Source organism: Leifsonia sp. 2MCAF36, assembly GCF_052115525.1.
GTDB lineage: Bacteria > Actinomycetota > Actinomycetes > Actinomycetales > Microbacteriaceae > Leifsonia.
In genome coordinates this window covers 67,799-91,798 of the sequence record NZ_JBFRGV010000007.1, presented here as the reverse complement: position 1 = coordinate 91,798, position 24,000 = coordinate 67,799, and the positions used below count along the sequence as shown (strand labels likewise).

General features: G+C 62.9%; 26 protein-coding genes. 11 read left to right on the top strand and 15 right to left on the bottom strand.

The window, feature by feature from the left end:
- Nucleotides 1–11 precede the first annotated feature (11 nt).
- Nucleotides 12–932 (bottom strand): DMT family transporter, encoded by a 921-nt coding sequence (locus tag AB4079_RS12610; RefSeq protein ID WP_441787648.1) that lies wholly within the window; start codon nt 930–932, stop codon nt 12–14.
- Between AB4079_RS12610 and AB4079_RS12605 the strand changes: the two genes are divergently transcribed.
- Entirely contained in the window at nt 904–2,343 is a 1,440-nt protein-coding gene (locus AB4079_RS12605) for an aminotransferase-like domain-containing protein (protein WP_441787647.1), read from the top strand. The genes AB4079_RS12610 and AB4079_RS12605 overlap by 29 nt on opposite strands.
- Here the strand turns inward: AB4079_RS12605 and AB4079_RS12600 are convergent, their stop codons facing one another.
- From AB4079_RS12600 to AB4079_RS12545, 12 genes are all read right to left on the bottom strand, one after another.
- Entirely contained in the window at nt 2,344–2,892 is a 549-nt protein-coding gene (locus AB4079_RS12600; protein ID WP_441787646.1) for a GNAT family N-acetyltransferase, read from the bottom strand.
- A complete protein-coding gene (locus AB4079_RS12595) occupies nt 2,893–3,573 on the bottom strand; it encodes a class I SAM-dependent methyltransferase (protein WP_441787645.1) in 681 nt (226 codons plus the stop codon). It abuts the gene before it with no gap.
- A gap of 155 nt (nt 3,574–3,728) precedes the next feature.
- Nucleotides 3,729–4,298, bottom strand: coding sequence for a GNAT family N-acetyltransferase (locus AB4079_RS12590; RefSeq protein WP_441787644.1), 570 nt, complete (start codon nt 4,296–4,298; stop codon nt 3,729–3,731).
- Nucleotides 4,299–4,315: 17 nt separating this feature from the next.
- Entirely contained in the window at nt 4,316–4,699 is a 384-nt protein-coding gene (locus AB4079_RS12585) for a hypothetical protein (protein ID WP_441787643.1), read from the bottom strand.
- A gap of 79 nt (nt 4,700–4,778) precedes the next feature.
- Nucleotides 4,779–5,129, bottom strand: coding sequence for an ArsR/SmtB family transcription factor (locus tag AB4079_RS12580; RefSeq protein WP_441787720.1), 351 nt, complete (start codon nt 5,127–5,129; stop codon nt 4,779–4,781).
- A gap of 574 nt (nt 5,130–5,703) precedes the next feature.
- Nucleotides 5,704–6,255, bottom strand: a complete 552-nt coding sequence (locus AB4079_RS12575; protein WP_441787719.1) for a GNAT family N-acetyltransferase — start codon at nt 6,253–6,255, stop codon at nt 5,704–5,706.
- Between the two features lie 134 nt (nt 6,256–6,389).
- On the bottom strand, nt 6,390–7,898 hold the full coding sequence (proS, locus tag AB4079_RS12570; protein ID WP_441787642.1) for a proline--tRNA ligase: 1,509 nt from the start codon (nt 7,896–7,898) through the stop codon (nt 6,390–6,392).
- Nucleotides 7,895–8,962: a tryptophan--tRNA ligase gene (gene trpS / locus AB4079_RS12565; protein ID WP_441787641.1), complete on the bottom strand. Its 1,068-nt coding sequence runs from the start codon at nt 8,960–8,962 to the stop codon at nt 7,895–7,897. Before trpS ends, proS begins: the two co-directional genes overlap by 4 nt.
- Nucleotides 8,963–8,972: 10 nt before the next feature.
- Complete coding sequence (locus tag AB4079_RS12560; protein WP_441787640.1) at nt 8,973–9,413, bottom strand: YciI family protein; 441 nt, start codon at nt 9,411–9,413, stop codon at nt 8,973–8,975.
- Nucleotides 9,385–10,752 carry an FAD-binding oxidoreductase gene (locus AB4079_RS12555; protein ID WP_441787639.1) on the bottom strand — a complete coding sequence of 456 codons (1,368 nt, stop codon included), beginning with the start codon at nt 10,750–10,752 and terminating at the stop codon, nt 9,385–9,387. Before AB4079_RS12555 ends, AB4079_RS12560 begins: the two co-directional genes overlap by 29 nt.
- A 23-nt stretch (nt 10,753–10,775) precedes the next feature.
- A complete protein-coding gene (locus AB4079_RS12550; RefSeq protein WP_441787638.1) occupies nt 10,776–11,153 on the bottom strand; it encodes a hypothetical protein in 378 nt (125 codons plus the stop codon).
- 350 nt (nt 11,154–11,503) lie between these two features.
- Nucleotides 11,504–12,739 (bottom strand): MFS transporter, encoded by a 1,236-nt coding sequence (locus AB4079_RS12545; protein ID WP_441787637.1) that lies wholly within the window; start codon nt 12,737–12,739, stop codon nt 11,504–11,506.
- 106 nt (nt 12,740–12,845) lie between these two features.
- On the opposite strand from AB4079_RS12545, the gene AB4079_RS12540 reads away from it, so the two are divergent.
- Nucleotides 12,846–13,517 (top strand): TetR/AcrR family transcriptional regulator, encoded by a 672-nt coding sequence (locus AB4079_RS12540; protein ID WP_441787636.1) that lies wholly within the window; start codon nt 12,846–12,848, stop codon nt 13,515–13,517.
- Between the two features lie 172 nt (nt 13,518–13,689).
- Nucleotides 13,690–14,592: a ribokinase gene (locus tag AB4079_RS12535; protein WP_441787635.1), complete on the top strand. Its 903-nt coding sequence runs from the start codon at nt 13,690–13,692 to the stop codon at nt 14,590–14,592.
- A 106-nt stretch (nt 14,593–14,698) separates the two neighbouring features.
- Here AB4079_RS12535 and AB4079_RS12530 read toward each other — a convergent pair whose 3' ends face one another.
- A complete protein-coding gene (locus AB4079_RS12530; RefSeq protein ID WP_441787634.1) occupies nt 14,699–15,541 on the bottom strand; it encodes an alpha/beta hydrolase in 843 nt (280 codons plus the stop codon).
- A gap of 62 nt (nt 15,542–15,603) precedes the next feature.
- Here AB4079_RS12530 and AB4079_RS12525 point away from each other — a divergent pair, with 62 nt between their 5' ends.
- Nucleotides 15,604–17,145 (top strand): MFS transporter, encoded by a 1,542-nt coding sequence (locus AB4079_RS12525; protein ID WP_441787633.1) that lies wholly within the window; start codon nt 15,604–15,606, stop codon nt 17,143–17,145.
- Nucleotides 17,129–17,734 (top strand): acyl-CoA-like ligand-binding transcription factor, encoded by a 606-nt coding sequence (locus AB4079_RS12520; protein ID WP_441787632.1) that lies wholly within the window; start codon nt 17,129–17,131, stop codon nt 17,732–17,734. Before AB4079_RS12525 ends, AB4079_RS12520 begins: the two co-directional genes overlap by 17 nt.
- Before the next feature lie 15 nt (nt 17,735–17,749).
- On the opposite strand, the gene AB4079_RS12515 is transcribed toward AB4079_RS12520, so the two are convergent.
- The gene (locus AB4079_RS12515; RefSeq protein WP_441787631.1) at nt 17,750–18,952 is read right to left on the bottom strand and encodes an MFS transporter; all 1,203 of its coding nucleotides are present in this window, start codon (nt 18,950–18,952) and stop codon (nt 17,750–17,752) included.
- Nucleotides 18,953–19,031: 79 nt separating this feature from the next.
- Between AB4079_RS12515 and AB4079_RS12510 the strand changes: the two genes are divergently transcribed.
- Genes AB4079_RS12510 through AB4079_RS12485 form a run of 6 tightly spaced genes read left to right on the top strand, consistent with a single transcriptional unit; the run spans nt 19,032 to nt 23,817 of the window.
- Nucleotides 19,032–19,937: a LysR family transcriptional regulator gene (locus AB4079_RS12510; RefSeq protein ID WP_441787630.1), complete on the top strand. Its 906-nt coding sequence runs from the start codon at nt 19,032–19,034 to the stop codon at nt 19,935–19,937.
- A 12-nt stretch (nt 19,938–19,949) separates the two neighbouring features.
- On the top strand, nt 19,950–20,414 hold the full coding sequence (locus AB4079_RS12505; RefSeq protein ID WP_441787629.1) for a GNAT family N-acetyltransferase: 465 nt from the start codon (nt 19,950–19,952) through the stop codon (nt 20,412–20,414).
- A 49-nt stretch (nt 20,415–20,463) separates the two neighbouring features.
- Nucleotides 20,464–21,099 (top strand): TetR/AcrR family transcriptional regulator, encoded by a 636-nt coding sequence (locus AB4079_RS12500; protein WP_441787628.1) that lies wholly within the window; start codon nt 20,464–20,466, stop codon nt 21,097–21,099.
- Nucleotides 21,096–21,896 carry an ABC transporter ATP-binding protein gene (locus AB4079_RS12495; protein WP_441787627.1) on the top strand — a complete coding sequence of 267 codons (801 nt, stop codon included), beginning with the start codon at nt 21,096–21,098 and terminating at the stop codon, nt 21,894–21,896. Before AB4079_RS12500 ends, AB4079_RS12495 begins: the two co-directional genes overlap by 4 nt.
- Entirely contained in the window at nt 21,881–23,419 is a 1,539-nt protein-coding gene (locus tag AB4079_RS12490; RefSeq protein WP_441787626.1) for a hypothetical protein, read from the top strand. Before AB4079_RS12495 ends, AB4079_RS12490 begins: the two co-directional genes overlap by 16 nt.
- Nucleotides 23,416–23,817, top strand: a complete 402-nt coding sequence (locus tag AB4079_RS12485; RefSeq protein WP_441787625.1) for a GntR family transcriptional regulator — start codon at nt 23,416–23,418, stop codon at nt 23,815–23,817. The genes AB4079_RS12490 and AB4079_RS12485 overlap by 4 nt, the downstream gene beginning before the upstream one ends.
- Nucleotides 23,818–24,000 lie beyond the last annotated feature (183 nt).

Genomic DNA, 24,000 nt, shown 5'->3' with positions numbered 1-24,000 from the left:
CTCGAACCACGTCAACGGCCGCGCTTCATGCGAGTACGAACGGCAAGGGCGGCGAAGAAGATCACCGCGATGCCCCCAACGATCGTCGCCCAACTCAACTGCTCGCGGAGCAAGAGGGCTGCCCACAGGATGGTTAGCACCGGTTGCACCAACTGAATCTGGCTGACGTGCGCAATCGGGCCGATGGCGAGACCTCGGTACCAGGCGAAGAAGCCGAGGAACATGCTCACCACGGCAAGATATGCGAACGCCAGCCATTCGACCGGTGAGCCCACTGGCGGCTGACTGATTACGGACCAACCTGTGATGGCGATCGTCACCGGCGCCGCCACGACGAGAGCCCATGACACCGTCTGCCAGGCGCCCAGCTCGCGCGCGAGGAGGGCGCCTTCGGCGTACCCGACTGCAGCCGCGAGTACTGCGCCGAAGAGGAGGGCGTCGGACCACTCCAATCGACCGAGCCCGCCATACTGTAGCGAGGCGAAGAGAAGAGCAATCAGCGCGCCCAGCAGTGAGAAAATCCAAAAGGACCTCGCTGGACGCTCCTTGCCCCGGATCACCGCCATAACGGCGGTGGCCGCAGGCAACAGCCCGATGACCACGGCGCCGTGACTCGCGGGTGCCGTAGTGAGTGCAAACGACGTAAGTAGAGGGAAACCGAGCACCACTCCGGCCGCCACAACGGCGAGGCGTCCCCACTGAGTCGTCCGCGGCCACCGTTGCCGAGTCGCAGTTAGGGCGATCGTCGCGAGCGCGGCGGCCACAACGGCGCGCGCTCCCCCGATGAACACCGGAGAAAGCCCTCCTACAGCCACTCGAGTGAATGGCACGGTAAAGGAGAACGCCGCGACACCCAGGAGGCCCCACCAGACGCCCGCCCTATAAGATAGTGCTTTCGCCGAAATGCGCGTAGCGCTACTCTGTCCTGACATGAGTAACGATAGCACCGAACGAATCGTGGCGCATCTGCGAGCGTGGATCGCTGCAGCGCCGGCAGGCGCTCGTTTGCCTTCGAGCCGAGCGCTCACGCGTGAGCTCGGGGTGAGCCCGGTGACGGTCCAGAAGGCGATGCATCAGCTCAACGCGCTCGGTCTCATTGAGACGCGGCCGGGTGTTGGCACCTTCGTGAGAGCCGGCAGACCGCCTAGTCCGGTGGACTTCGGCTGGCAGACGGGTGCGCTCGGTACCCCGCGTGTGCGGATCCCTTCATTGTCGTCCACGCAGCAAGTCGTTTCGCCCGACGCGATCGCATTGCACTCCGGGTATCCAACCCGGGAGCTGCTCCCTACAAAACTTGTCCAAACGGCGATTGCACGAGCCGCACGGAGCGCGTCAGCGGCCGCTCGTTCTCCGGCTGGTGGGCTTCCCGAGCTGCAGACGTGGTTCGCGAATGAGTTGGCCGGCGCCACGCTCGCCGGGGCACCCCCAGTGACAGGAAGAGACGTCATCATCCTGCCCGGAAGCCAGAGCGGTCTGAGCTCCATATTTCGGGCTGTCGTTGGCCCTGGGCAACCGCTGGCTATTGAATCTCCGACTTACTGGGGAGCGATCGTGGCGGCCGCACAAGCGGGGGTGGTGCTTGTGCCCATCCCGACGGGCTCAGATGGGCCAAACCCCGAGACTGTTGACGACGTCCTCAGAAGGTCCGGCGCTCGTGCGTTCTACGCGCAGCCCACTTTTGCGAATCCCACCGGCGCCCAATGGTCTCCCGAAAGATCGCGGGCAATCCTCGACATCGTTCGCAATCGGAGGGCTTTCCTCATCGAAGATGATTGGGCCCATGACCTGGGCATAGACGCGGACCCTGCGCCAATCGCGACGCACGACACCGAGGGCCACGTCATCTATCTCCGGTCGCTCACCAAAAGTGTTTCGCCCGCCTTGCGCGTCGCCGCCGTCATTGCACGTGGCCCTGTGCGGGACAGGATCTTCACAGATCTGGCCGCAGAGACGATGTACGTCAGCGGACTGCTCCAGACTGCGGCCCTCGAGGTCGTCAGCCAGCCAAGTTGGCGCGCTCATCTCAAAAGATTGCGAATGGAGTTGCGCACCAGGCGCGATTTCCTAGCCGAAAGCGTCGCAGAACATGTTCCCCAGGCTCATATTGAGAACGTGCCGGCCGGCGGGCTCAACCTCTGGCTTCGCCTACCCCAAGCGACGGATCTGGCGAGACTTTCACGCGACACCGCTGCGCACAACGTGTTTATTGCGGCTGGCGATGAGTGGTTCCCCGCGGAGGCAGCAAGCCCCCACATCCGACTCAATTTCTCCGGCCCTGAGCCCGAACGCTATCCCGAAGCCGCAAGAGCAATCGGAGTAGCTCTCACCGCGCAAGGATGCTAGCTACGATCGGGTGTAGTCCGAGGCCCGCGCCTTGAACAATTCGCACGTGGTGTTGTAGTAAGCCGAGGTGCTTCCTTGGTGCCTCATCCCGATGCGGCTCGCGACCGCCTGCGAGGCAACGTTGTCCTTGTACGTCACCGCGTACACGTGCTTGAGCCCACTAGTGAACGCGTGATGTAGCACAGCCCGTCCCGCTTCACTCGCGTAGCCGTTCCCCCAGGCGTCGGGATGAAGATGCCAGCCGATTTCAATATCGGCTGACGGACGGAGCGGAGTTCCGGATCCGGAAGCCGGCAGCGGCTTGAGCAGTAGCGTCCCGAACCTCTGCTTGGTGAACCTGTCGGTGATGGCCCACAGGCCGTGGACGGGATGGTCGAAAGCGGCATATCTGGCGGCGCGCTCCTCCGCCTCGGCCCTCTGGGTCATGACGCGCGGTACTAGCCCGATGAATCGTTGCACCTCCATTCGTGAATACATATCGAAGATGAAATCCGCGTCGTCGGGCGTGAAAGCACGCAACACGAGGCGGTCGGTCGTCAGCCTCTTCATTTAACGCCTCCCAGGGTTTTCTGCTTCGCCGTCGGGCGACGGGCGACGGGCGATGATATGAAACACGTGCCAGTGCTTGGGACCTCCGGCTGCCATGCCGTCTTCGTCCTCTTCCGTGAAGGAAATGATCTCTAGTCCCTGAAGTAACTCGAGGGTGTCGGCCCTGGAGTGGAAATTCCAGTCGGTCTGACCGACGTAGGAATCGCGGTCGCCGAACAACTGCACCGCGAGGTATCCACCAGGCCGCATCGCTTCCATGAGCCTCCTCCAGACGCGAGGAAAGGTCGCCGGGTGGAGGTACGGCAGCGTATAGCCCGAGTAGATCAGGTCTGCGAAAGGGAAACCGGTTTCCGGTGACTCGAGATCGAGCTTCTGCACGTGTATGGCGGGACGGGTCTGCGGGTCGAGTTCCGTAATGACAGCTCCGACGCGTTCGACCGTTTCTGGTGCGTAGTCAATCGACATCACCTGCCAACCGCGACGAGCGAGCTCAACCGATTCGATTCCTGCGCCGCAGCCCAACTCGAGAGCAACACGGCCATCACCCGGTCCAGCCAGTTCGGCCGCTTCGCTGAGCAGCGGGCGGACAGTCCGGCGCGTCGACTGCTTATCGTTGTAGCTCTTCCAAAGCTCCGCCCGGTCCTCTTGAGGGCCCTCGCCTGCCCCAAGGCTGTTGTCCACGTGAGACCTCGATTCTTAGAGTTGTGCTCACTCCCAGCCTGCGGCGAATCCGACCGATGAGGGTGTGCATTAATGATCTGAGGACGCTCCCGACGGTTGCTCGGTCTCGAGGGGAGCGTTCGATGAGCTGAAACGTCCGTTAGTCCCCGTTGCGACTAGCTTGATCGCTCGCGATCACCGGCGGCACACGCCACCGACTGTGGTGGAAGGACACGTTCCAACAGTTGCCCGGGCCAGTCGCGGACCGTAAATGTTTCCGTCCGGCGATAGCCGCACGACTCGTAGAATTGGGGAAGCCGCCCATTTCCGCCGTTGTAGCAATCCACACGCAGGCGATTTATCCCTGTCGACGCCGCTTCCCGATCGGCAAAGGCGAGTAGCGCCCTGCCCACACCCTTCGCCTCCGGAACTCGCGCGCCAAGCAGAAGTCGCACGTACAGTTCCTCGCTGTCTATCGCAGGGACGTAGTCGTGCCTAGCACCCAGCACGATTACCCCGGCGACGGGAACACCTGGGAGTTCGGCGATCCAACCGCCCGGAGAACCAAGCCACGAGGACACCCTTTCCACTTGGCGAGGCTGGCTGGAAAAGGGTGTTGTTCCCCATTGCTCGATGTTGCCGAAGGTCTTGAACCATTCCACCGCCTGATCGAATAGGTCGAGGACGGATGTCACGTCATTAATTGTCGCGGGACGAATTCGCGGGAAGACTTTCGTCGCGGTCATACAGCTCACCTGCGCCTTCACTTCGCGGTCACGAGGTAGGTGACCGTCTTTCCGGGACTTTGCACAGCCACGGTGTATTGGGAATTCTGCAGCATGGCCGAACCCTTGGTGACTCGCGATTCGTTGAAGCCAGCGGCCTCTAGTGCGCTTTCAGCCGCCTTCAGATCCCCCTCCGTCGGATCCACGGTGACACTCCAACCTTCAGCGGCATCGCCCGCCGCGACGAGAAGGGTTCCTGACAAGAGCGGGACCTCCTTCGTTGGAAAGGAAGCCGGAAGCCGGACCTGTGCTTGGGTTGCCGGAACTTGGGCATTGGCACCGGTGGAGCCGCCACACGCCGTGAGACTCATGGCGAGTGTGCCTGTGACGAGCAATGCGAGTGCTGTTGAGTACTTTTTCATAGGTGCCTTCCGAAGGATGAATTACGACCTCCGACTCTCACAGACCGCCTTCCGCACAACAATGCATTAGGCGATACGCCTAATCGGCAGAATCTCGCGCCAGCGCATCGCCCAACTGCGTCCGTTCGTACACTGTGTAGCGACCTCGCCTCGAGGTGTGGAGCAGGCGGCCATGTTGCAACGTCTTGAGGTGCTGATTGACCGTTGGAACGCTCAGGCCCAGCCTTCGTGCTAATTCCGTCGACGACGCGGGCTTCTCAAGCATCTGGAGGACTTCAGATCTTCGGGACCCGAGAAGCTGGTCCAGCCCTTCCGCTCGCCGTCCGCGGGCCGAATCCCAAACTGCCGCATGCCCGCGCGCAGCATAAATGAGGAGAGGCTTGCCCGGCTCTGATGGCGCCGCGATACCGCGCGAAAACAGGGAGGGCATCAGCACAACGCCTCTGCCCGCAAGCCTCTCCGTGCGGTTGAGGGCAACATCCGCCTGCAAATTTCGGTCAGCCAGGCGAAGCCCGCTTGAAATCCCGTTGATAGTGCGCACAATTCCGTCATTCGTGAGTTGGCGCCCACGGTGGGCAACATCAGCTTCGAGGCAATGCAGCATCGACTCCCACCACGGCGCGACGGCGGCGGACCAATACTGCCAAATCGCGTCGGTTAGAGCGTCTAGCGTCGCTGGCAGCTGCCTCGATACCGGAGCAGCTCCACCGTGAAGTTGATGCAGCTGGCAGCGCAAGAGTTCGATGTCGCATTCTTGTAGCGCGCTCAGTTCGTCGGTGATCGACGCCGGTCGACCCATCGAAAATGTGAGGCAGTCAGGCGTGCAAAGGGACTCGTTTGTCAGCGACATCACGAGCGGACTTTGGGTTCCTACCGCCCGCAGGGCAAACCGGCTCCACATCCTCAAATGCGGAAATAACCAGGGTTCCCGCAACACTCGCATTGAGCGAACCGTTTCGCTCAGCGGAGAGACAGCGAAGCTGACCGCTCCCAGGTCCTCGAAGTCAAGCTGGTACCGAAGCACCTAATCCCCTCAAACGCTTGCTGTATCGGTGAACAGGGACAGGAACCACACCTCCGGTCAAGGTGCGCGACAGGTAGGCCTCCGGGCCGCAGTCAATCCACCCGCGCGCTTCATACAGTGCGCGCGCAGCCGAGTTGCCTGGAACGACAGCGAGCCAGATTTCCCGTAGGCCGGAAGCCGCCGCCCCACGCTCGGCCTCCGAGAGAAGCAAACTTCCCACCCCGCGGCCGCGAGCAGCATGATCCACCATGAGCTGCTGGAGCTCGTTGCCAACAACGATCACAAGCCCAAGAATCACTCCGGCTTCGCGGGCGAGTGTCGTGAAGTCAGCCAGGTCTTGCGCTCGCGACCTGAAATAGAACTCGTCCCGTGCTTCAAGTAGCTCAGCCGGCACTCGATCCCGGTGCCCGTCAAGCCAGGCGCTCCTCCACACGCGAGCGATGTCTCCAGCGTCCTCCTGCGAGGCTCGCGTAAGCGCGATCGAACCGTCGAGATCGGCCCTACCTTGGTGACCCAGGGGTTTTTCGAACATGATCCATAATACAACATTGAAGCGACCAGTCGGTAGTATGTGGCCGCCGAGTTCGAGGCACGGTGACGTTTGCTTTTGCACAAGCGCCATGAGCGCCGCGATACGACGGGTGAACGCGGAGAGGCACTGGCCGCTTAGTAGCTGCGCCCCACTATCGCAAACAGATCACTTTCCGTATCTCCCGCCCCCGGTAACTCGCCCCCTTCAGTTTGCAAGCATCGGACGCTAATGGCGTGGGCGGCGAGTTTTTCTTCGCCCTGGTCGCCGAGGGCGGAGTAAGGGAGCCGCGCGAACCCGGAGGACGCGGCAGCCACCGCATCCTCGACCCTCGCCACATCCACCGTGTTGCGAGCGAGCCGCAGTCGGGCGTCGTCAAACAGACGTTTTTGGATCGCGTGGAGTAATGCAGTCACGGTCGGTGCTACCTGGCTCAACGGCAACGTCGTCTTACCAGGCGCGTCGCGTCGAGCAACAGTGACCTGCTGTTGGTCGAGATCGCGAGGCCCCACTTCGATACGTAGAGGCACGCCCTTGAGCTCCCACTCGACGACCCGGCGACCAAAGCCCGGCGTCTCGCGTGCATCCAGCCGTACCCTCACGCCCTCCGCTTGCACGGCATCAACGATTGCAGAGGCCGCCGCGATGGTTCGTTCGTCGCCCTTGACTGCGACAACGATCACCTGCACGGGAGCGACGTGGGGTGGCACTCGTAGACCCGCCTCGTCCCCATGACTCATGATCATTCCGCCCATCATGCGAGTGCTCGAGCCCCAGGAGGTGGTCCAGCAGGTCTGCTGGTTTCCGCCGGTATCGGAGTAGGTGATATTGAACGCGCGGGCGAAGTTCTGACCGAGTTCATGGCTCGTCGCTAGCTGAAGTGCCTTGCCGTCGCCCATCATGCCCTCGCAGGTCATCGTGTTCACCGCGCCGGCGAAACGCTCTCTTCTGGTTTTCACTCCCACGAGTACGGGGATGGCGAGAACGTCTTGCAAAAAGTCACGGTAGACATCCAAGTGGACCCGCTTCGCGTACGCTGCTGCATCCCCAGCGGTCGCGTGAGCTGTGTGCCCCTCCTGCCAGAGAAATTCAGTTGTTCGGAGGAATAGCCGCGGGCGCAGTTCCCAGCGGACAACGTTTGCCCATTGGTTCAACAGCATGGGCAAGTCTCGATGGGACTGGATCCATTTCGACATGACCCCGCCGAACAGGGTTTCACTCGTGGGGCGAACCACGGCCGGTTCGGTTAGGGCCTTTCCTCCCGCATGCGTTACGACGGCCAACTCCGGGCTGAATCCCTCGACATGCTCGGCTTCGCGCTCAAGATACGACTGCGGAATGAGCATCGGCAGGTACACGTTCTCAGCACCCGTCGCCTTGATACGCGCATCGACTTCGGCTTGCATTCGTTCCCACATCGCGTACGCATAGGGCCTGATGACCATTGTGCCGCGCACGGGCCCGTTGTCTGCCAGCTGCGCTTTCTCAAGCACATCTTGGTACCACCGAGGAAAGTCGTCTTGCCACGACGCCACTACGGCTGAATTGCCGCTGTTAGCCACGGGCTGACGATAAGGCTTTTCACCGGGGACGCCCCCGGAGAACCGCTCTCGATCTGGCTGCTTGCGTGAGTAGGTGTTGGTCACAGCTGTCGCTTCTGATCCCTGATGCTGTACGTCATTCCCATCGCTTGCCGGACCTCGTCCAACGTCGTCTCCGCCATCTGGTTCGCGCGAGCGTTCCCTTCCTGCAAAATGTCGTCGACGAGAGCGACGTCGGCCGCCATTTCTACGCGGCGAGCTCGGTGTGGCGCCAAGAAGCTGTTGACCGCCTCGGTCGTCAACCGTTTCAGTTCGCCGCTGCCCTTGTCCCCGATCTGGTCAGCGATGTCCTCCGGACGGGAACCCAGGCACAGGGCGGCGGTTGACAGGAGTCCGGAAACACCAGGACGTGTTACTGGATCAAATGCGATCCGCCGGATACCGTCGGTGCGCGTACGACGGATGACATCAGCGGTCTCGTCGGCCGTCATCGCGAGCGAAATGGCGTTCCCATAGCTCTTGGACATCTTGCGACCGTCCAGCCCGGGTACCTCCGGGGCATCAGTGATCAGCGGCTCCGGTTCGGGAAACAGCGGAGCGAACCGGTCGTTGAATCGACGGGCAACGGTTCTTGCCAACTCCACGTGCGGGAGATTGTCCCTCCCGACCGGGACCAGGTTGCCTTTGCAGAAAAGGATGTCTGCCGCCTGGTGGACTGGATACGTGAGCAGCAGCCCGCTCAGGCTGCGTCCAGAGGCCGCCATCTCGCTCTTCACCGTCGGGTTGCGCCGCAGCTCGGCATCCGAGACGAGGCTGAGGAACGGAACCAGGAGCTGGTTCAAAGCCGGAACGGCCGAGTGCGTGAAAATCGTAGTTTCCGTGGGATCCAGGCCGGTAGCCAGATAATCGAGCACAGCTTCGCGCACATGAATGCTGACATTGTTTGCGGTGTCTCTATCTGTGATGACCTGATAGTCGGCAATCACCACGAAGGTGCGGACGCCCCGATTCTGCAGTCGCACGCGCTCTTGGAGGGTGCCGAAATAATGGCCGAGGTGCAAAAGGCCGGTAGGCCGCTCCCCGGTCAGAACCCGAAACTGGTCCGGGGCGTCGAGAATGCGCTCTTTCAGCGCGGGCATTCGCGCCGCGCTTGCTAGGAACGAGTCCATCAGAATCCTTTCACCGCAGCAGAATGGACGGGTCCCGCACGGACATGGTTGGTACGAACTGGATCAGCTCGTAGTCGGCGTAGCCGCGACGCGCGAAAGGGTCCTCGGCCAAGACCTGACGCAACTCCGTCTCGCTCGTCGGCCGTGTGATGATGACTCCGCCAACCCTCGGAACTTGCGAACCGGAGGCGACAAACCTCTCGGCGCGGTACTGCTCCTCCAACCACTGCCTATGGCTGTGCAGCTCCGCGTCAATGTGCGTTATCGGCACCTTGTACGTCAGGACGACGATGAAAATCGCCTCCTGCGGAGCCGGCGAAAGCGTTCGATAATGGTGGTGCGACGCGACATTGGCTCGCCCGTGCTCCGCGTCGACAGCGCGATCGCTCTTCCCGTCCGGGCCGCAGGCTCCGGGGTGGGGACTACGACGAAGTGTGCTCAATGCACTCATCCGCGGGGATAACGTTATGGTTCAATCGGAACAGGTTCGCCGGGTCGTAGCGGCGTTTAACGGACGCTAGGCGTCGGTAGGTCGCACTCGGATAAACCCTGTTGACGTCGTCCGGTGTGGCTGAGTCGAGGAAGTTGGCGTAAGCGCCGGAGAGGTGCGGCCGAAGCTCCTCCCACATCCGCTCACGGTCGGGCTGACCAGCCTCAATATCGGTGGCCAGACCGCCCGAAATTGTGGCCACCATGAGGGCTGCCGAACGGTGCGCGTAAGCGGTCCCGTCAGCAGGAACCCTAGACAGCGCCCCCCCAAGAGCACGAATGGAGATGAAGGGAGTGCCCTCGGATTGTGCGACTTCCACAAGCTTTCGCAATGCGCTCACGACGGACGGCCCGTCGACGAAACCGCTTCGCGTAGCGATTCGAAACTGCTCTGGTACGGTGCCGCCCTCGTCGAGGATGGACGCATACGTGCACCGGCCGACGTCGTCGCTCAAAACCGTGCCCAACTGGCGTAACGGGGCAAGCGCTCGGTTCGCCTCTTCGAGGTCGTCGCCGTCCCAGCAGACGTAGACCTCCACGGGCGCGACAGGGCCTCCTGTGACGGGGTTAGCCAGGTTTGCAATCGAGGTCAGCTGTTCCGGGGCAGCTGAGAGGTGGTGTGCCCAGCCCTCCAGCACGCTCGCCGCCTCTGCCGGCGGGAAGGTGAGCTTTCCGAAGAAGACGTCGGTGCTCGGGTGCGCAATGAAGTCAAACGCGGTGACGATGCCGAAGTTGCCGCCGCCGCCGCGAATGGCCCAAAAGAGGTCGCGGTTCTCGGAGGCGGACGCACGCAAGATCGTGCCGTCCGCGACGACGATCTCGATCGCCCGGAGGGAATCCAACGCGAGCCCATACCTTCGGACCTTCCAGCCCAAGCCTCCCGAGAGCGTGAGGCCGCCGACCCCGACGCTTCGCGTGTCGCCCGAAGAAATCGCCAGCCCTCGCGGACTCAGGACGTCTGCGACGTGGCCCCAAGTTGCGCCGCCGCCGATCCTGACGATGTGACGTTCCTCATCGAGAACTGTCACATCCGTCAGCCGAGCGAGATCGACGACAATGCCGGAATCGGTTGTGCTGAAGCCGGCGAAGCTGTGGCCACCGCCACGGACGGCGATCTCCAGCTGGTTTTCACCTGCGAACCGGACAGCCGCACTCACCTCGCGAATGTCGTTAGGAACGATGACCAGCGACGGGGAGCCAGAGATCAATCGTGTGCGTCGGGCTTGCGCATACCGCGGATCACTCGGGTGGATAACATCGGAAACCATCGGGCGATGTTCAGCCTGTTCTATAGAGGACATGATTTGTGCTCCTTTGTGCCCCGTCAGTACGAGGGGTGGCCGGGCATGGGGCGAGGGGCGGCTGGCTTTATCCAAAGCAAAGCGACGGCGAGAACCCCTGCAGCAGAAGGCGCGAGACCAAGCCAACCGACTAGGGCTGGAAGCCCGGTCTCTCCATTCGTGTCACGGACCATGAGATCGAACAGTCCGACCGCTATGCCGACGACCATCGCCGAGGTGACGAACCAAGGGGTCCACCATTTGCCAGCCCGAGTGGCCGCAATTGCGATTCCCCAGAGCACTACACCGCAGATTCCAACGAGGGCCAAGCCGACGAGGTAGATCGTGGTTGCAGTTGAAACCTCTGACGTACTTGCGGCCGGGTATCCCGCCTTCACGTATGCCGAGATGAGCTCTCCCACTGGCGCCCCTACGAAGGGCACAGCAGTTGCGATAACGGTGAGGACTAGGCCCAGACTCAGAGTGATGGATACTGCGCGAGCGTTATTGACAGTTGACATAACAGACTTCCGGGTTCGGATACGACGGACACATGTGAGACGAGAGTTTACGAACGCGTTCGGAAAGTGTCAACCTTTGATGCGTCCGCATTGGTCAGGGGATCGGCTATGGGCTGCTGAGCCACCGCAGTCTTTGCCTTGGCAGGCCAAGATCCGAGTTGACAGCGACCTGAGCATTCGGTCGCGCGGGCGCGCAGCCCGTTCCAACGATCCGAAGAGTCGCAACTCAGGTGGTCCTGGCGCTAGGTAGCTCATCCAACCGAGGAGTCCGCGTTTCCGCGCACTCCTCGATAGCTGAAGGCGAACAGCGACAGCCCTGCCAGCAGCACCACGCATGCGATGTAGGGAGCGGAAGAGCCAACTTCATAAAGGCCATCCCCGACGAGGGGGCCAAGGACGAAAGTGACGGCAACGGTAGCTGTCACCAAGCCAGCCACTGACCCCTGCTCGGCAGCGCTCGCTCGGAGGCTCGGTGCGGCAGAGACACCCGGCATACCAAAGCCAAGGCCGGCTCCCATCAGGGCCACTCCAAGAGCGAGCCAGAGCGCCGTGGACGCAAGTGCCACTGTAATCGTCCCTCCGAGCATGACGAGACAGCCGATGCGAATCAGGCGATGCGGCGGCCAGGCGAGTCTGCGAACGATGAGAATCTGAACGATGACGATGAAGGCCGCACCTGCGAGAGTGACCAACCCGGTCTGAAGACCCACCTGGGCCTCCGAAACATGAACTCGATCCTGCAGAAGGAAGCCGAGGGTCATCAACACGACGGTGATGGAGAGGTACAGGCCGAAGCCGATGAGCAGGAACGGCCATATCCGCCGATCCAAGATGCGGACGCGCGCTGGCGCAGCGTCCGAAACCTGGCTGGAGCCTCCCGGGAGGGCGAATAGCAGTACAGCGGCGATCAAGAGCAACACAACCGGCGCCATGTACATGGGTAGAAGGAGTCCTCCGGCGCTCAACACACCGCCGACGGCCGGCCCGACTGCGAGGCCAAGACCCTGAGCGGCCCCGAACATCGACATCCCTCGGACTCGTTCCGCGGACCCTGTGGTCGTTCGGGCGATGTACGACTGCGCGGTTGCAGGGGCGGCAGCCCAGGCCAGACCGAAGAGCAGCCCGCGGCTTAGGACCACCAGCGTGAATGGCAGCGGTGCAGGCAGTGCGTGATCGAGGCCCAACTGGGCGACTACCGCGAATACCGCAAGGCCGCTCGCCGCTCCCAGCAACGATATGAGTAGCACGGGGCGGTGACCCCACACCAGAGCTCGGCGCGCCCAGAAGCCGCTCGCGAAGACGACACCGGAGGCGCCGACAGCCATGACAAGACCCAGAGCCAGTTCTGTAATTCCGAGCTCGCGAGCGAGTGGCGCGAGGACTGGGTTCACCATCTGCTGACCAGTCATCAGACCGAAGACTGCGGCGCATACCAAGGGTATGGATCGCGCCGCCGGCACAGCGCTGTGATGCTTCGCCTTTGTCATCCCAACGGACGCTGCAGCTTTATCGAACATGTTCGGGAAATTAGCACGCGTAACTGTGAGAGGCAATTCTCACGATGCGAGAGGGCGGGCCTGCGATGATGACGACATGACTTCACGCGCCAGCGGCCGACCGTCGGGCCGCCCGCCCTCGACGTCCCGGGCCCAGATCCTCCTCGGCGCTCAGGAACTCATCGAAAGGGACGGATGGCAGAAATTGACCATTCGCCATCTGGCTGGCTATCTCGGCGTCGGTGCGGCAACGCTCTATCACCACGTTCGCGATCGAGAAGACTTGCTTGTTCAGTTGCTGAACGCACGGGCGTCCGAGTTGCAGCACCCCGCAATGCCGGAGGACCCAGCCGAACGAATCGTCGCTGCTGCGACTGCAATCCACGACACCCTTTCGGCGGCACCTTGGGCCACCGAAATCCTCATCGCAGACGACCTGGTCGGCGAGGATTCGTTGCGGATGGTGGAAACTATGGTGGCTGCCGCCATCGACTGCGGCCTCACCCCCATCGCGGCGGCGGACTTGTACCGGTCTATCTGGTATTTCACAGCGGGTGAAATTCTCGTGCGGTCCCATTCCGCGCGGAGGAACGCTGATCGCGACCGGCCCAATTACCGGGACTCCGTTTTTCGGGACCTGAGCCCCACGCAGTTTCCCGTCCTCGCGGGGCTTGGAAACGAGTGGCCGAGCATTGCGCAGCGCGACACCTATCAAGCCGGACTTCGGGCATTAGTCGAAGGACTCCTGCAGCGCGCACGCGCCGATTAGTGAACTCGCGCGCGCCGCCGCGCTTTTCCCCTTACCTCCTTTTCGGACACCGCAACGTTCCAAGGACAGTCAGTACGGCGCACGTTGACGCCGATCCAAAGCGATCAGCTCAACGCAACGGCAGGTCCGCCCAAGCAGTGCTGCCGCGGAAAATCGAGGAGCGCATATCGCGGTGGTCGGCTCGATCAACAGCGATTACATTGTCACCGTTTCGCGGCCAGCCGTCCCGGGCGAAACGCTCCTGGCCCACGACCTCCGCCGGCAGCCGGGGGGAAAGGGGGCCAACCAAGCCGTCGCGGCGCGTCGGATGGGAGCCAACGTCACGCTCATCGCTGCCGTCGGTGACGACGAGAACGGTTGGTCGAACCTACGAGCCCTCGAAGCCGAAGGTGTCGACACTTCGAATGTAGAGATCGCCGGAGGACAGACCGGACTCGCGATGGTCACGGTGTTCGACTCGGGAGAAAATTCGATCATCGTTGTGCCCGGGGCGAACTTTTCCCTTGCGCCGGCTCGCGTGGCGGAGGCAGTCCGGCGTGCAGCGGCTCTCCCCGCAATACTCGTGGTCCAGGCCGAATCCGAGCCGGCCGTGGTCGAGAGCGCCATCCACGCCGCCGCCGAAACCGGAATGAGAGTGGTGTTCAACCTCGCCCCGTACCGGGAGTTCCCCAGCGATATCCTTGCCGCCGCCGACCCGCTCATTCTGAACGAGCACGAAGCGAGCAGCTTGCTCGGATGGCCCGTGACCGATGTGGAAACTGCGCTAAGTGGGTGCACCGAACTTTGCCGAACTGCGCGTTCCGCAGTGATCACATTGGGCGCGTCCGGAGCGTGCTGGCCGACCGGAGACCGCAGTGGGCATCAAGCCGCCGACGGCGGAGCACGGGTCGTCGACACAACGGGGGCGGGCGACGCGTTCGTGGGAGCACTAGCCACCACGCTGTCGGTTGGAGATGACCTCGAGGAAGCGGTGCGAGTGGGCGTTCTCGCGGGCACTTTCGCTGTCAGCGCGCCGGGCGCCCAATCTTCCTACGCCACCCGGTCGCACCTTGATGCCCACAGCGGGAACGACTGAACCCAGCACCGATAGTCACGAATACCAAGCCCCCTGCGCCGGCTTTCGAATTCAACCGATGCAGATCGGGATGCAATCGAGACCAATTCACGAGAGAATCGGACGCTCAGCTGTGCGCATCAAGGAAGTCACCAGCCGCGGTGATCACGTCTTTGACAGCCGGATCGTCCTGCGCGGACATGAAGCCATGAGAGGCGCCAGGCACTACGACCAGCTCTGAAGGGACGTTGGCCCGCCGGCAACGTTCAACCAGCCGCCTGGAGTCCGGCAGTAGTGAATCGTCTGACCCCACCGCTGCGAAGACTGGTGGCAAGTCCGCGACGTTCGCCGCCAAATCGGGCGCCCGCTCGAGCTGGCCCTCCCCTGCCCATTGCGCGAAGGCCCAGCCCGACAATTCCCGGTCTGGTCCACCCGGCGCCGCTTCGTCGTATTCAGCGAGCCTCAGATCGACGTTCGGGTTCGTCAGCACCAATACGGCAGGACGGGCCGCCCGCGATGCGCGTAGCGCAACGGCACCGCCCGCTGAGTCGCCCCATAGCACCAGCCGCTCAGGACCCTGGGCACGGAGCGCGACGACTGCCGCGACGGCGTCATCCGCGGAGTCGGCCAGCACATGCTCCGGGGCGAGCCGATAATCGATCGCGAGCACCTCGATGCCGAGGATGGCCGCGATCCGCCGGCAATACCCGTCCTGGAGGTCCAGCCCACCCAAGACCGCGTAGCCGCCGTGGAGGAACACGACTTTCACTCCAGGCCGCGTGGCGAGATCCGGACGATAGAGGCGAGCAGAGAGGGGAGGGGTCCCTTTCCCGAGTTCCATCTGGTCAACGCTCCCAGCAAATGGCACCAGCGCTCTCAAGCCGGCGCGTCGCGTCGCGTCTTCACGCAGCCGTTGGACATCGGGAACGAGCATGAATGAGGATGCTACATCTACCAGTGCGATGCGCATACGGGCCGAACCTTCGAGCAACAAACTGACGGTTACCCTCAAATCAGTGCTACCGTCATTAGATGGTAACAACCGCAAAGCGTTCCTCTGTCCGGCAGTGGATGGCACTGGGAGGAGTCAGTCTCGCCGTTCTCGCGATCGGGCTGGACGCCACCGCCCTCAGCGTCGCCCTTCCCACACTCGCGACCGCACTTCGCGCGCCCGAAGCTGACCTCGAATGGTTCTCTTCGGGCTACCTGCTCGTCCTCGCGGCCGCCGTTCTACCTGCTGGCCTCATCGGCGACCGATTCGGACGCAAGAAGACCTTGCTCGCGTCCCTGACTCTTTTCGGCGTCGCCTCGGCTATCTGCGCCTACGCACCGACATCAGCCGCGTTCCTCGGAGGGCGCCTACTCCTCGGACTGGCGGGAGCGGGAGTTGTTGTCATGGCCCTCTCCGCCGTGACCGTCCTCTTCGACGTCGACGAGCGGCCCAAGGCCGTGGGGATCTTTGCTGCATCCAATTTCATGGCTCTACCCCTGGGTCCGATTCTCGGCGGCTGGATGCTGACCCACTTCCACTGGGGCGCCCTCTTCCTGCTCAACGTTCCGGTCGTCATCTTGGGATTGATCGCCGCCGGCTTTCTCATTCCCGAGTCGCGAAGTGAGAAAGTGCGTCGTCTCGACCCCGTTGGAATCGTCACCTCTGCCGGCGGCCTCGCCGCCGTGACGGCTGGGCTGGTTGAAGCCGGGCAGCGTGGCTGGACTGACGCCTGGGCGCTGACCCTGATGATCGGGGGCGCAGTTACCCTCGGACTCTTCTTTGCTTGGGAGCGCCGGACGAAGGCGCTCGGCGGCGACCCGCTGGTCGAGCCTGCGCTCTTCGAATCCGCCCGTTTCTTGTGGGGCGCAATTCTCGCCGCGATCGGTGGCCTAGCCCTGCTTGGTCTCATCTTCACAATGCCGCAATACTTCCAAGGCGTACTCGGCGTCGACGCGCAGACATCAGGAATGCGACTCTTGCCTTTGATCGCTGGCCTCGTCGTCGGAGCGATCGCGGCAAACGGAGTGGCTGGCCGCATAGGCAACCGGATGACACTCATGTGGGGCTTTCTGCTGATCGCCAGTGGGTTCCTAGTCGGATCATCCACCGTGGCGAACTCGCCGGCTTGGTTCGTGATGGCGTGGATGGTGGTCGTTGGAGCAGGCGCTGGAATCACTACCTCCGTCGCAACCTCCGCCGCACTCTCACAACTTAATGCCGAAGACAGCGGGATCGGCTCGGCGGTGGTTCAAGCCATCCAGAAGATCGGGGGGCCGCTCGGAACAACCGTGTTCGGCAGCGTGCTGAGCGCCGTCTACCTCTCCCACCTCGCATCACTCGGCCTCTCCAACAGGGCGGCCGATCAAGCACACCAGAGCATCTTCGCCGGCGTGGCGATCGCCACGAGAACTGGATCCGCAGCGCTGCTGGGCTCGGTGCGAGCTGCGTTCGTTGCAGGAATGGACACCGCCTTTCTCGTCTGCGCCGGCATCGCTGCGGTCGGCGCTATTCTGGCGGTACTGTTCATCCCACGCCGCGCGGCGGAGTCTGTTGAAGAGGTACCTGTTGTCGTCCCCAACTGAAAAACCCGCCCGCGGACTGAGAGAACGCAAGAAGGCACAGACCCGTGCCTCGGTTCAGAGCATCGCCCTCAAGCTTTTCAGAAGTCAGGGCTACGAGAATACGACGATCGAACAGATCATCACCCTCGCGGAGATCTCGGAGAGCACATTCTTCCGGTACTTTCCGACCAAAGAAGATCTGATCATCTCCGACGACTTCGATCCGCTGCTGATCGAAACATTCACGTCTCTGCCCCCGGATATCGGGGTGCTTGATGCATTGCGGCGCTCGTTGCGGAAGACCTTCGACGGCCTCAGCGCAGAAGAGAAGGCCGAGCACAGCGAGCGCATCGCGTTGGTAGTCTCGGTGCCAACCCTCCGAGCTGCCGCGATGGCTCAGATCGCGGAAACGATGACCACCTTCTCGGTAGCGATCGCCGAACGCAGCGGTCGCGACTCGAATGATTTCGAGATCCGAGTTCTAGCTGGCGCGATCGTCGGCGCCGCGATGGCGATGATGTCGGCGGTGGCCGACGATCCGACCGCGGATCCGATCGGATTGATGGACGCCGCGATGGCGCAGCTAGAAACCGGCCTGGACCTCAAATGATCGCAACGCGCCTCGTCAATTCGCGCCTGCAAACATTCCGTTCCTGGTGATCGCGAGCAGTAGCGCGACCGCCGTTAGTGCCACGCCGAGCCACATCGCACTGGTGACACCGATGTGGTCGGCCAGCACTCCCCCGAAGAGAGCTCCGAGTGCGATGGACGTGTTGTAGGCCATCGTGTTGAGCGACATCGCCGCCTCGAACGTTTCGGGTGCCGCTGCTTGCGTCATATTCACCTGACACAACTGCACAATTCCGAAGGAGAGTCCCCAGAAGGCCAACGAAATTGTCGTACCGACTTGTCCGTGACCCACCCCGAGAAGCACCAGCAACGACGCCACGAGTCCGACGCAACCGACTATGAAGGTGCCCCTCAAACTCCTCCTGACGGCGTGCCCGGCGGCGAGGTTGCCCAGAGCGCCTCCCGCGCCGAAGACCATCAGCACAAGAGTGACGAAGACAGGCGTGGCGGAGGAACTCTGTTCCAAGAACGGACGCACGAAGGTGTACGCGCCGAAATGGCCGAGCACGAAGAAGACGACGGCGAACAACACCAGGCGAAGCCGGGCGTTTCTGAGCGGAAGCACGAACACCTCGCGGACCGGCACAGTATTCGTTGATCGCAGCGATGGAATGGTTGCAATCACGCAGAGCATCACCAGCAGGCTGAGGCCGGACCAGATAAGGAAGGTACCTCGCCAGCCCACGAAACTCTCGAGAATTGTACCCAGGGGTATGCCCACCACTGTCGCGATTGAGATTCCCGACATCACGACGGCAGCGGCCCGACTCGCTTGGTGTTTCGGAACCAGGCGCATCGCCATGCTAACGCCGATAGCCCAGAAGACGCCGCTCGCGAACCCCATCAAAAGCCGCGTGGCCAAAATCAGCGCAAAGCTCGGCGATATCGCTGTAACAAGGTTGCCGACGACCAAGACTGTTAGGAGGATTGAGAGCAAGAGCCTTCGATCCAGCCGCCGCGTCCACGCCACAATAAAGACGACTCCGACCCCGGCAGCCAATCCCTGCAGGGTAACCATCAGGCCGGCAGTCCCCAGCGAAATGTGCAGGCTCGTGCTGAGCGGACTCAGCAGCCCGACAGGCATCAGTTCGGTTGTCAGAAACACGAACAAGCTGGCCGTGATGGCTGATACCCCGGCCCATGCCCGTGAACGGGAAGTGGCCTTGTCTCGTGTTTCGTTGGTTCTCAGATCCGTCACTGCCTCAGTGTCACCCGCTATCCATCGATGAGTCCAATGCATTGTTGTCACCCGATTCATGACAGTGGAAGATGGGTCTGTGGAACTACAACAAATGCGCTACGTCGTTGCCGTGGCTGAACTTCAGAGCTTCACGCAGGCTGCCGAACGGTGCCGTGTCGTCCAGTCAGCCCTCAGTCACCAGGTGGCCCGCTTGGAGCGTGAGCTAGGCGCGCGGTTATTCGAGCGCACCAGTCGCCGAGTGCGCTTGACGCCGGCCGGCGCGGCATTTCTGCCAGCGGCTCGTCAGTGCCTTGATGCCGCGGCGCGAGCAGCTGTCGACGCCGCCGCTGCTGTTGGCGAGATTCGTGGGCGGCTAGCTGTTGGGCTGATCCCGACCGTCGCTGCCATCGACATTCCGCGGGTTCTGCACGACTTCCGGACGCAGTACTCGCACGTCCGAATCAGCCTGCGCGTAGGTGCGAGCGACGAACTCACAGAACAGGTCCGAGAAGGCGCGCTCGAGGTTGCTTTCCTTGGAGTGCCGACCACCGCGCGACCCCGAGGCGTCAACGCGTACGAGCTGGCTCGAGATCGTCTTGTGGCGGTCGTCTCGCCTGATCATGCGCTCGCAAGCGAGCAATCGGTCTCGCTCCGTGAACTTTCGTCGGAAACATTTGTGGACTTGCCGGCCAGGACAGCCGGACGAGCCCAGACAGACCTCGCCTTCTCAGCCGCGGGTCTCACCCGCGACGTGGCCTTCGAGGTGTCCTCGGCAGATCTCATGGCAGAACTAGTGAGCAATGGCCTAGGCATTGCCATGTTCGCCTCGGGATACGCACCTCGGCTGAGGGGCGTTGCCACCGTGGAGGTCGTCGACGCGCCGACACGCGCCGAATATGTCATCTGGAACCGCGGGAGCAGCCCCGCTGCGGCCGCTTTCCTCGACATGCTTGGCCTCCCCGCCGGGTTCGCAGACCCCGGTGCGTTTGAGCGCCCATTGTGATTCAATCCGGGGATGGAAATCCGTCCGTACACCGAAACCGATGCCCTTGCGACGTTGGAGATTTTCGTGACAGCGATAACCGATACCGCGTCGAAAGACTATTCAGCGGAGCAGATCGCCGCCTGGGCCAGACCAGGTGATCACGACCTTGCACGGTGGAACGCGGCCAGAGAGTCGCTGAATACCGTCGTAGCGACCATCGGGGCAGAGGTAGCGGGCTTCTCGGACGTCGGAGACGACGGTTACATCGACATGATGTTCGTCGCGCCAAAATTCGGACGACGCGGAGTAGCCGGTGCCCTCCTGGCGCATCTTTACGACGTCGCCCTCGCGGCAGGCTCGCCCGAGCTGTACACAGACGCGAGCATTACGGCGCGCCCGTTCTTCGAAAAGCACGGATTCACGGTTGTCGCAGAGCAACATCCGGTCACGCGCGGTGTGAAGATGACCAACTACAAAATGTCGCTCCCCCTCTAGTCACCCGGCACCCGTTGCATCGATTGGCCGCGTGTACTAATTTTTAACCGTGCGGACAGAACCGATGGAAAAGAGGGCCTCGTTTACGACCGAGGCGCGGCGTACCCAGATCACCCAGTCGGCGATCGAGGTCCTTGCGGAGAGCGGCTATGCCGCGACCTCTATGTCCGCGATCGCGGACCGCATTCAGGTCAGCAAAGGCGTGCTCTCCTATCACTTTGCGAGCAAGGCCGAACTACTGCAGGAGGTGGTGACTGCGGTCCTCGCGTCCGCGCAAGCGTGGATGATACCGAGGGTGAAAGGAGCGGGGTCTTACCGCGAGGCTCTTCGTCGTTACATCGCCGCCAACGTCTCGTTCCTCGCAACTCATCGCACCGAAATAGCAGCCGTTACCGAGGTGCTCGCGAATGCACGCGCTACGGCGGGCGTGCCGGAGCTTTTCGCGAAAAGCCAAGCAGCAGCCGCGTTCGAGCTGCAGAAACTCTTCGCCGACGGGGCAGAAGCCGGCGAGTTCGGTGACCTTGCTCCGCGAATCCTGGCGATGTCCCTGCGAGCAACCATCGATGCCACGTCAGAGCGGCTACGTTCCGACCCGGAGTTCGACCTGGATTCCTTCGAGGCCGAACTCGTCGCACTTTTTGATCGCGCGACCGCAAAGTCGGTGCGGAATGGAGAATCCTCATGAGCCGAAGCGTTGCTGAGGCAAAGGGCGCTCGCGCGAGCGCCGCAGCATCGCCTGCCTTCCGGTTCGAAGCCCTCACCAAGAGGTTCGGCGACTTCACCGCAGTCGACAGCGTCCAGCTCAGCATCCCCGAAGGGTCGTTTTACGGTCTGGTGGGGCCGAACGGAGCTGGCAAGACGACACTGCTCTCGATGGCGACCGGCATCATCCGGCCCGACTCGGGCACGTCCTCGGTACACGGCTTCGACCTCTGGAACGACCCCGTTGCCGCCAAGAGCGCACTCGGCGTAATGCCGGAGGCCGACTTTCTCCCCCGGCGCCTCACCGGAATGGAGCTTCTCACTTTCGTCGGGCTGCTTCGCGGTTTGGATGAGCGACTGGTGGCGGAGCGCGCGGACGAGCTGCTAACCGCCTTGGGCCTCGTGTCCGCGGCCGGAACGGTCGTTGCCGACTACTCGACAGGAATGACGAAGAAGATCGCACTGGCGGTTGCGCTTCTGCACGGCCCACGAGTTCTCGTGCTTGATGAGCCTCTCGAATCCGTGGACCCGGTGTCGGCCGCTACGATCCGGTCCATTCTCGACGGCTTCATCGACGGGGGCGGCACGATCCTCTTCTCGAGTCACGTTATGCCACTGGTCGAGGCGCTTTGCGACCACGTCGCCATCCTGGCAGGCGGTCGAGTAGTCGCCGCGGGAACATTGGACGAGGTGCGCGCCGGCCGCAGCCTCGACGATGCGTTCGCTCAGCAGATCGGGTCGAGCGCGGCGGGGGTGACGTTGTCATGGTTCGTATCCTGATTCGCATGCGGGCCGCCGGGCTGTCCAACATGCGGCAGTCCCCTTTCGGCATCGTTGCCCTGGTCGGTACGGCCACGGTCGGTCTCCTCACCGCCGCCGGGACATTTCTCACCGGATTCACCGCCCCCCTGCACGGCGGGCTCGGCGAAATCTCACTCCTTGTTCTGGTGTGGACCTGCGGGCGCATAGGCTTCGCAGCGTTCTCTGGGCCTGACAGCGTCACGCCCCTAGATCTCTTCCGCATTTTGCCCACACCACAGAAGGCCCTTGCCCGTTCTCTTCTCGTCGTCGGCTTCACGGATCCCGCCCTCGCCTTCATGGCACTGGCCTTCGCCGCCCTGATTGTCTTCGGCTTCCGCGCAGGACCAGCCCAAGGCGCGATCAGCATTCTGGGCGTAGCAATCACCCTCGCGTTGGTGAGCGCCTTGAGCACGATCGTCGCCGCCGCGGTGCCCTCCGGCTCCCGCCGTCGACAAGATGCCAGCACACTCATCGCAGCGCTCCTGGTCAGTGCCGTCTTTGTCACTGGTACCCTCGCGCCGGCCCTCATGGCATCGGTGACAGACGGCCGCGCCAGCGTGCTGAGCGCCGTGCTGATGGCAATGCCGACCGGATGGGCGGGCGACTCGATCAGCCTCTGGTCGAGCGGCGCGCCAATTCTCGCGTTGCTCCTCTTGGTGGCTTTCGCCAGCGTGTGCGTCGCGATGATGCGCTGGTGGCCACGAGTGCTCGCGGAACGTCTCGTCAGTGCTGGCGGAGCTGGGAGGCGCGCTCGCGTACGTCGACTGCGGCGCATGCTGCCTTCCACACCCACGGGCGCAGTCGCCTCCAAAGAGCTCTGGCTCTGGCTCCGCGATCCGCTTCGCTCTGGCTTCCTCCTCATCGCATTCGTCGTCGGCCTCGGCGTATGCGTGGTCCCCCTCGTCAGCCAGGGCACGGATGTCCTGCTCCCGTTCGCGGGACTGGGCACGGCGATCATCGCCGCGGCCGTCGCCGGCAATTCCTTCGGCTTCGATGGGCCGTCGCTCGGGATCACCGTAACCACGCCGCACGCGGAGCGAGCGGACATCCGCGGACGCCAGCTCGCGTGGCTCCTCCTTATCGGCCCTTATGCGGTAATTCTCAGCGTTGCGGGTCTCCTCATCGATCGTCAGCCCGGATTGTGGCCTTGGGTGCTGGCTCTGCTCCCCGTCGCACTGGGCGGGGGATGCGGCGTTCTGGCGCTGGTATCCGCCGTTGCACCGCAGCCGTTGGACGACGGGGGCGGGCCGACCCCTTCCTGGACGCTCACGACCTACGCCACCCTCCTTTTGACCGCCGTGACTGCGGTGCCCGTGCTCGCGGCGTTGGTCGTCGGGTCGGCGACCGGAGCAATCTGGCTTACTTGGCTTGCCCTCCCCCTCGGCATTGTGATCGGCTGCGCATGCACGATCGGACTCGGCCGGGCAGCGGGCACACACCTAGAACGGCACGCACCGGAAATGCTTCTCAAGCTCGCAACCGCCACCAGTGGGCGCCGATGATCGAGCCCGACGCGGAACGCGTCCCCCTGTATCAGCTCGTGGCATCGGAAATCGCCGACAGCATCGTCGCGGGCAGATATCCCGAAGGAACCCTGGCACCGTCCGCAAACGTTTGCGCTGGCGCCTTCGGCATGAACCCGGCCACCGCTGCTCGAGGGCTGCGTCTGCTGGTGGCGAGGGGCGTTCTGCAGCCCCAACGAGGCGTCGGGATGCGCATCGCGCACGGGGCCGCGGCTCTCATCCTGGCCGAGCGACGCGAGAGCTTCGCGAGCAGGCGAGTCGTACCGCTGGTAGTTGAGGCCAGGGCACTCGGATTCACGACGGCGTCCGTTCTGGCGCTCGTGGTCCGGTATGCCGAGAGGTTTGGCCTGCCAACCGACCGGACCCCGATCGCCTAGGCGCCGCCGCGGTGGATCCGATGGAGTCCCCGGCCGACAATAGCGCGGTCCAGGGCTGCCGCCACGCCATCACGCGTCAATGAGGTCCTGGCCTGCTACACCTAATTCTGTGCGGGCATGAGTTCCGCTTGATTCAACTTTGCCGACCTTCTCGAAGTCGAGATCCACGAAATCAGAGGACAA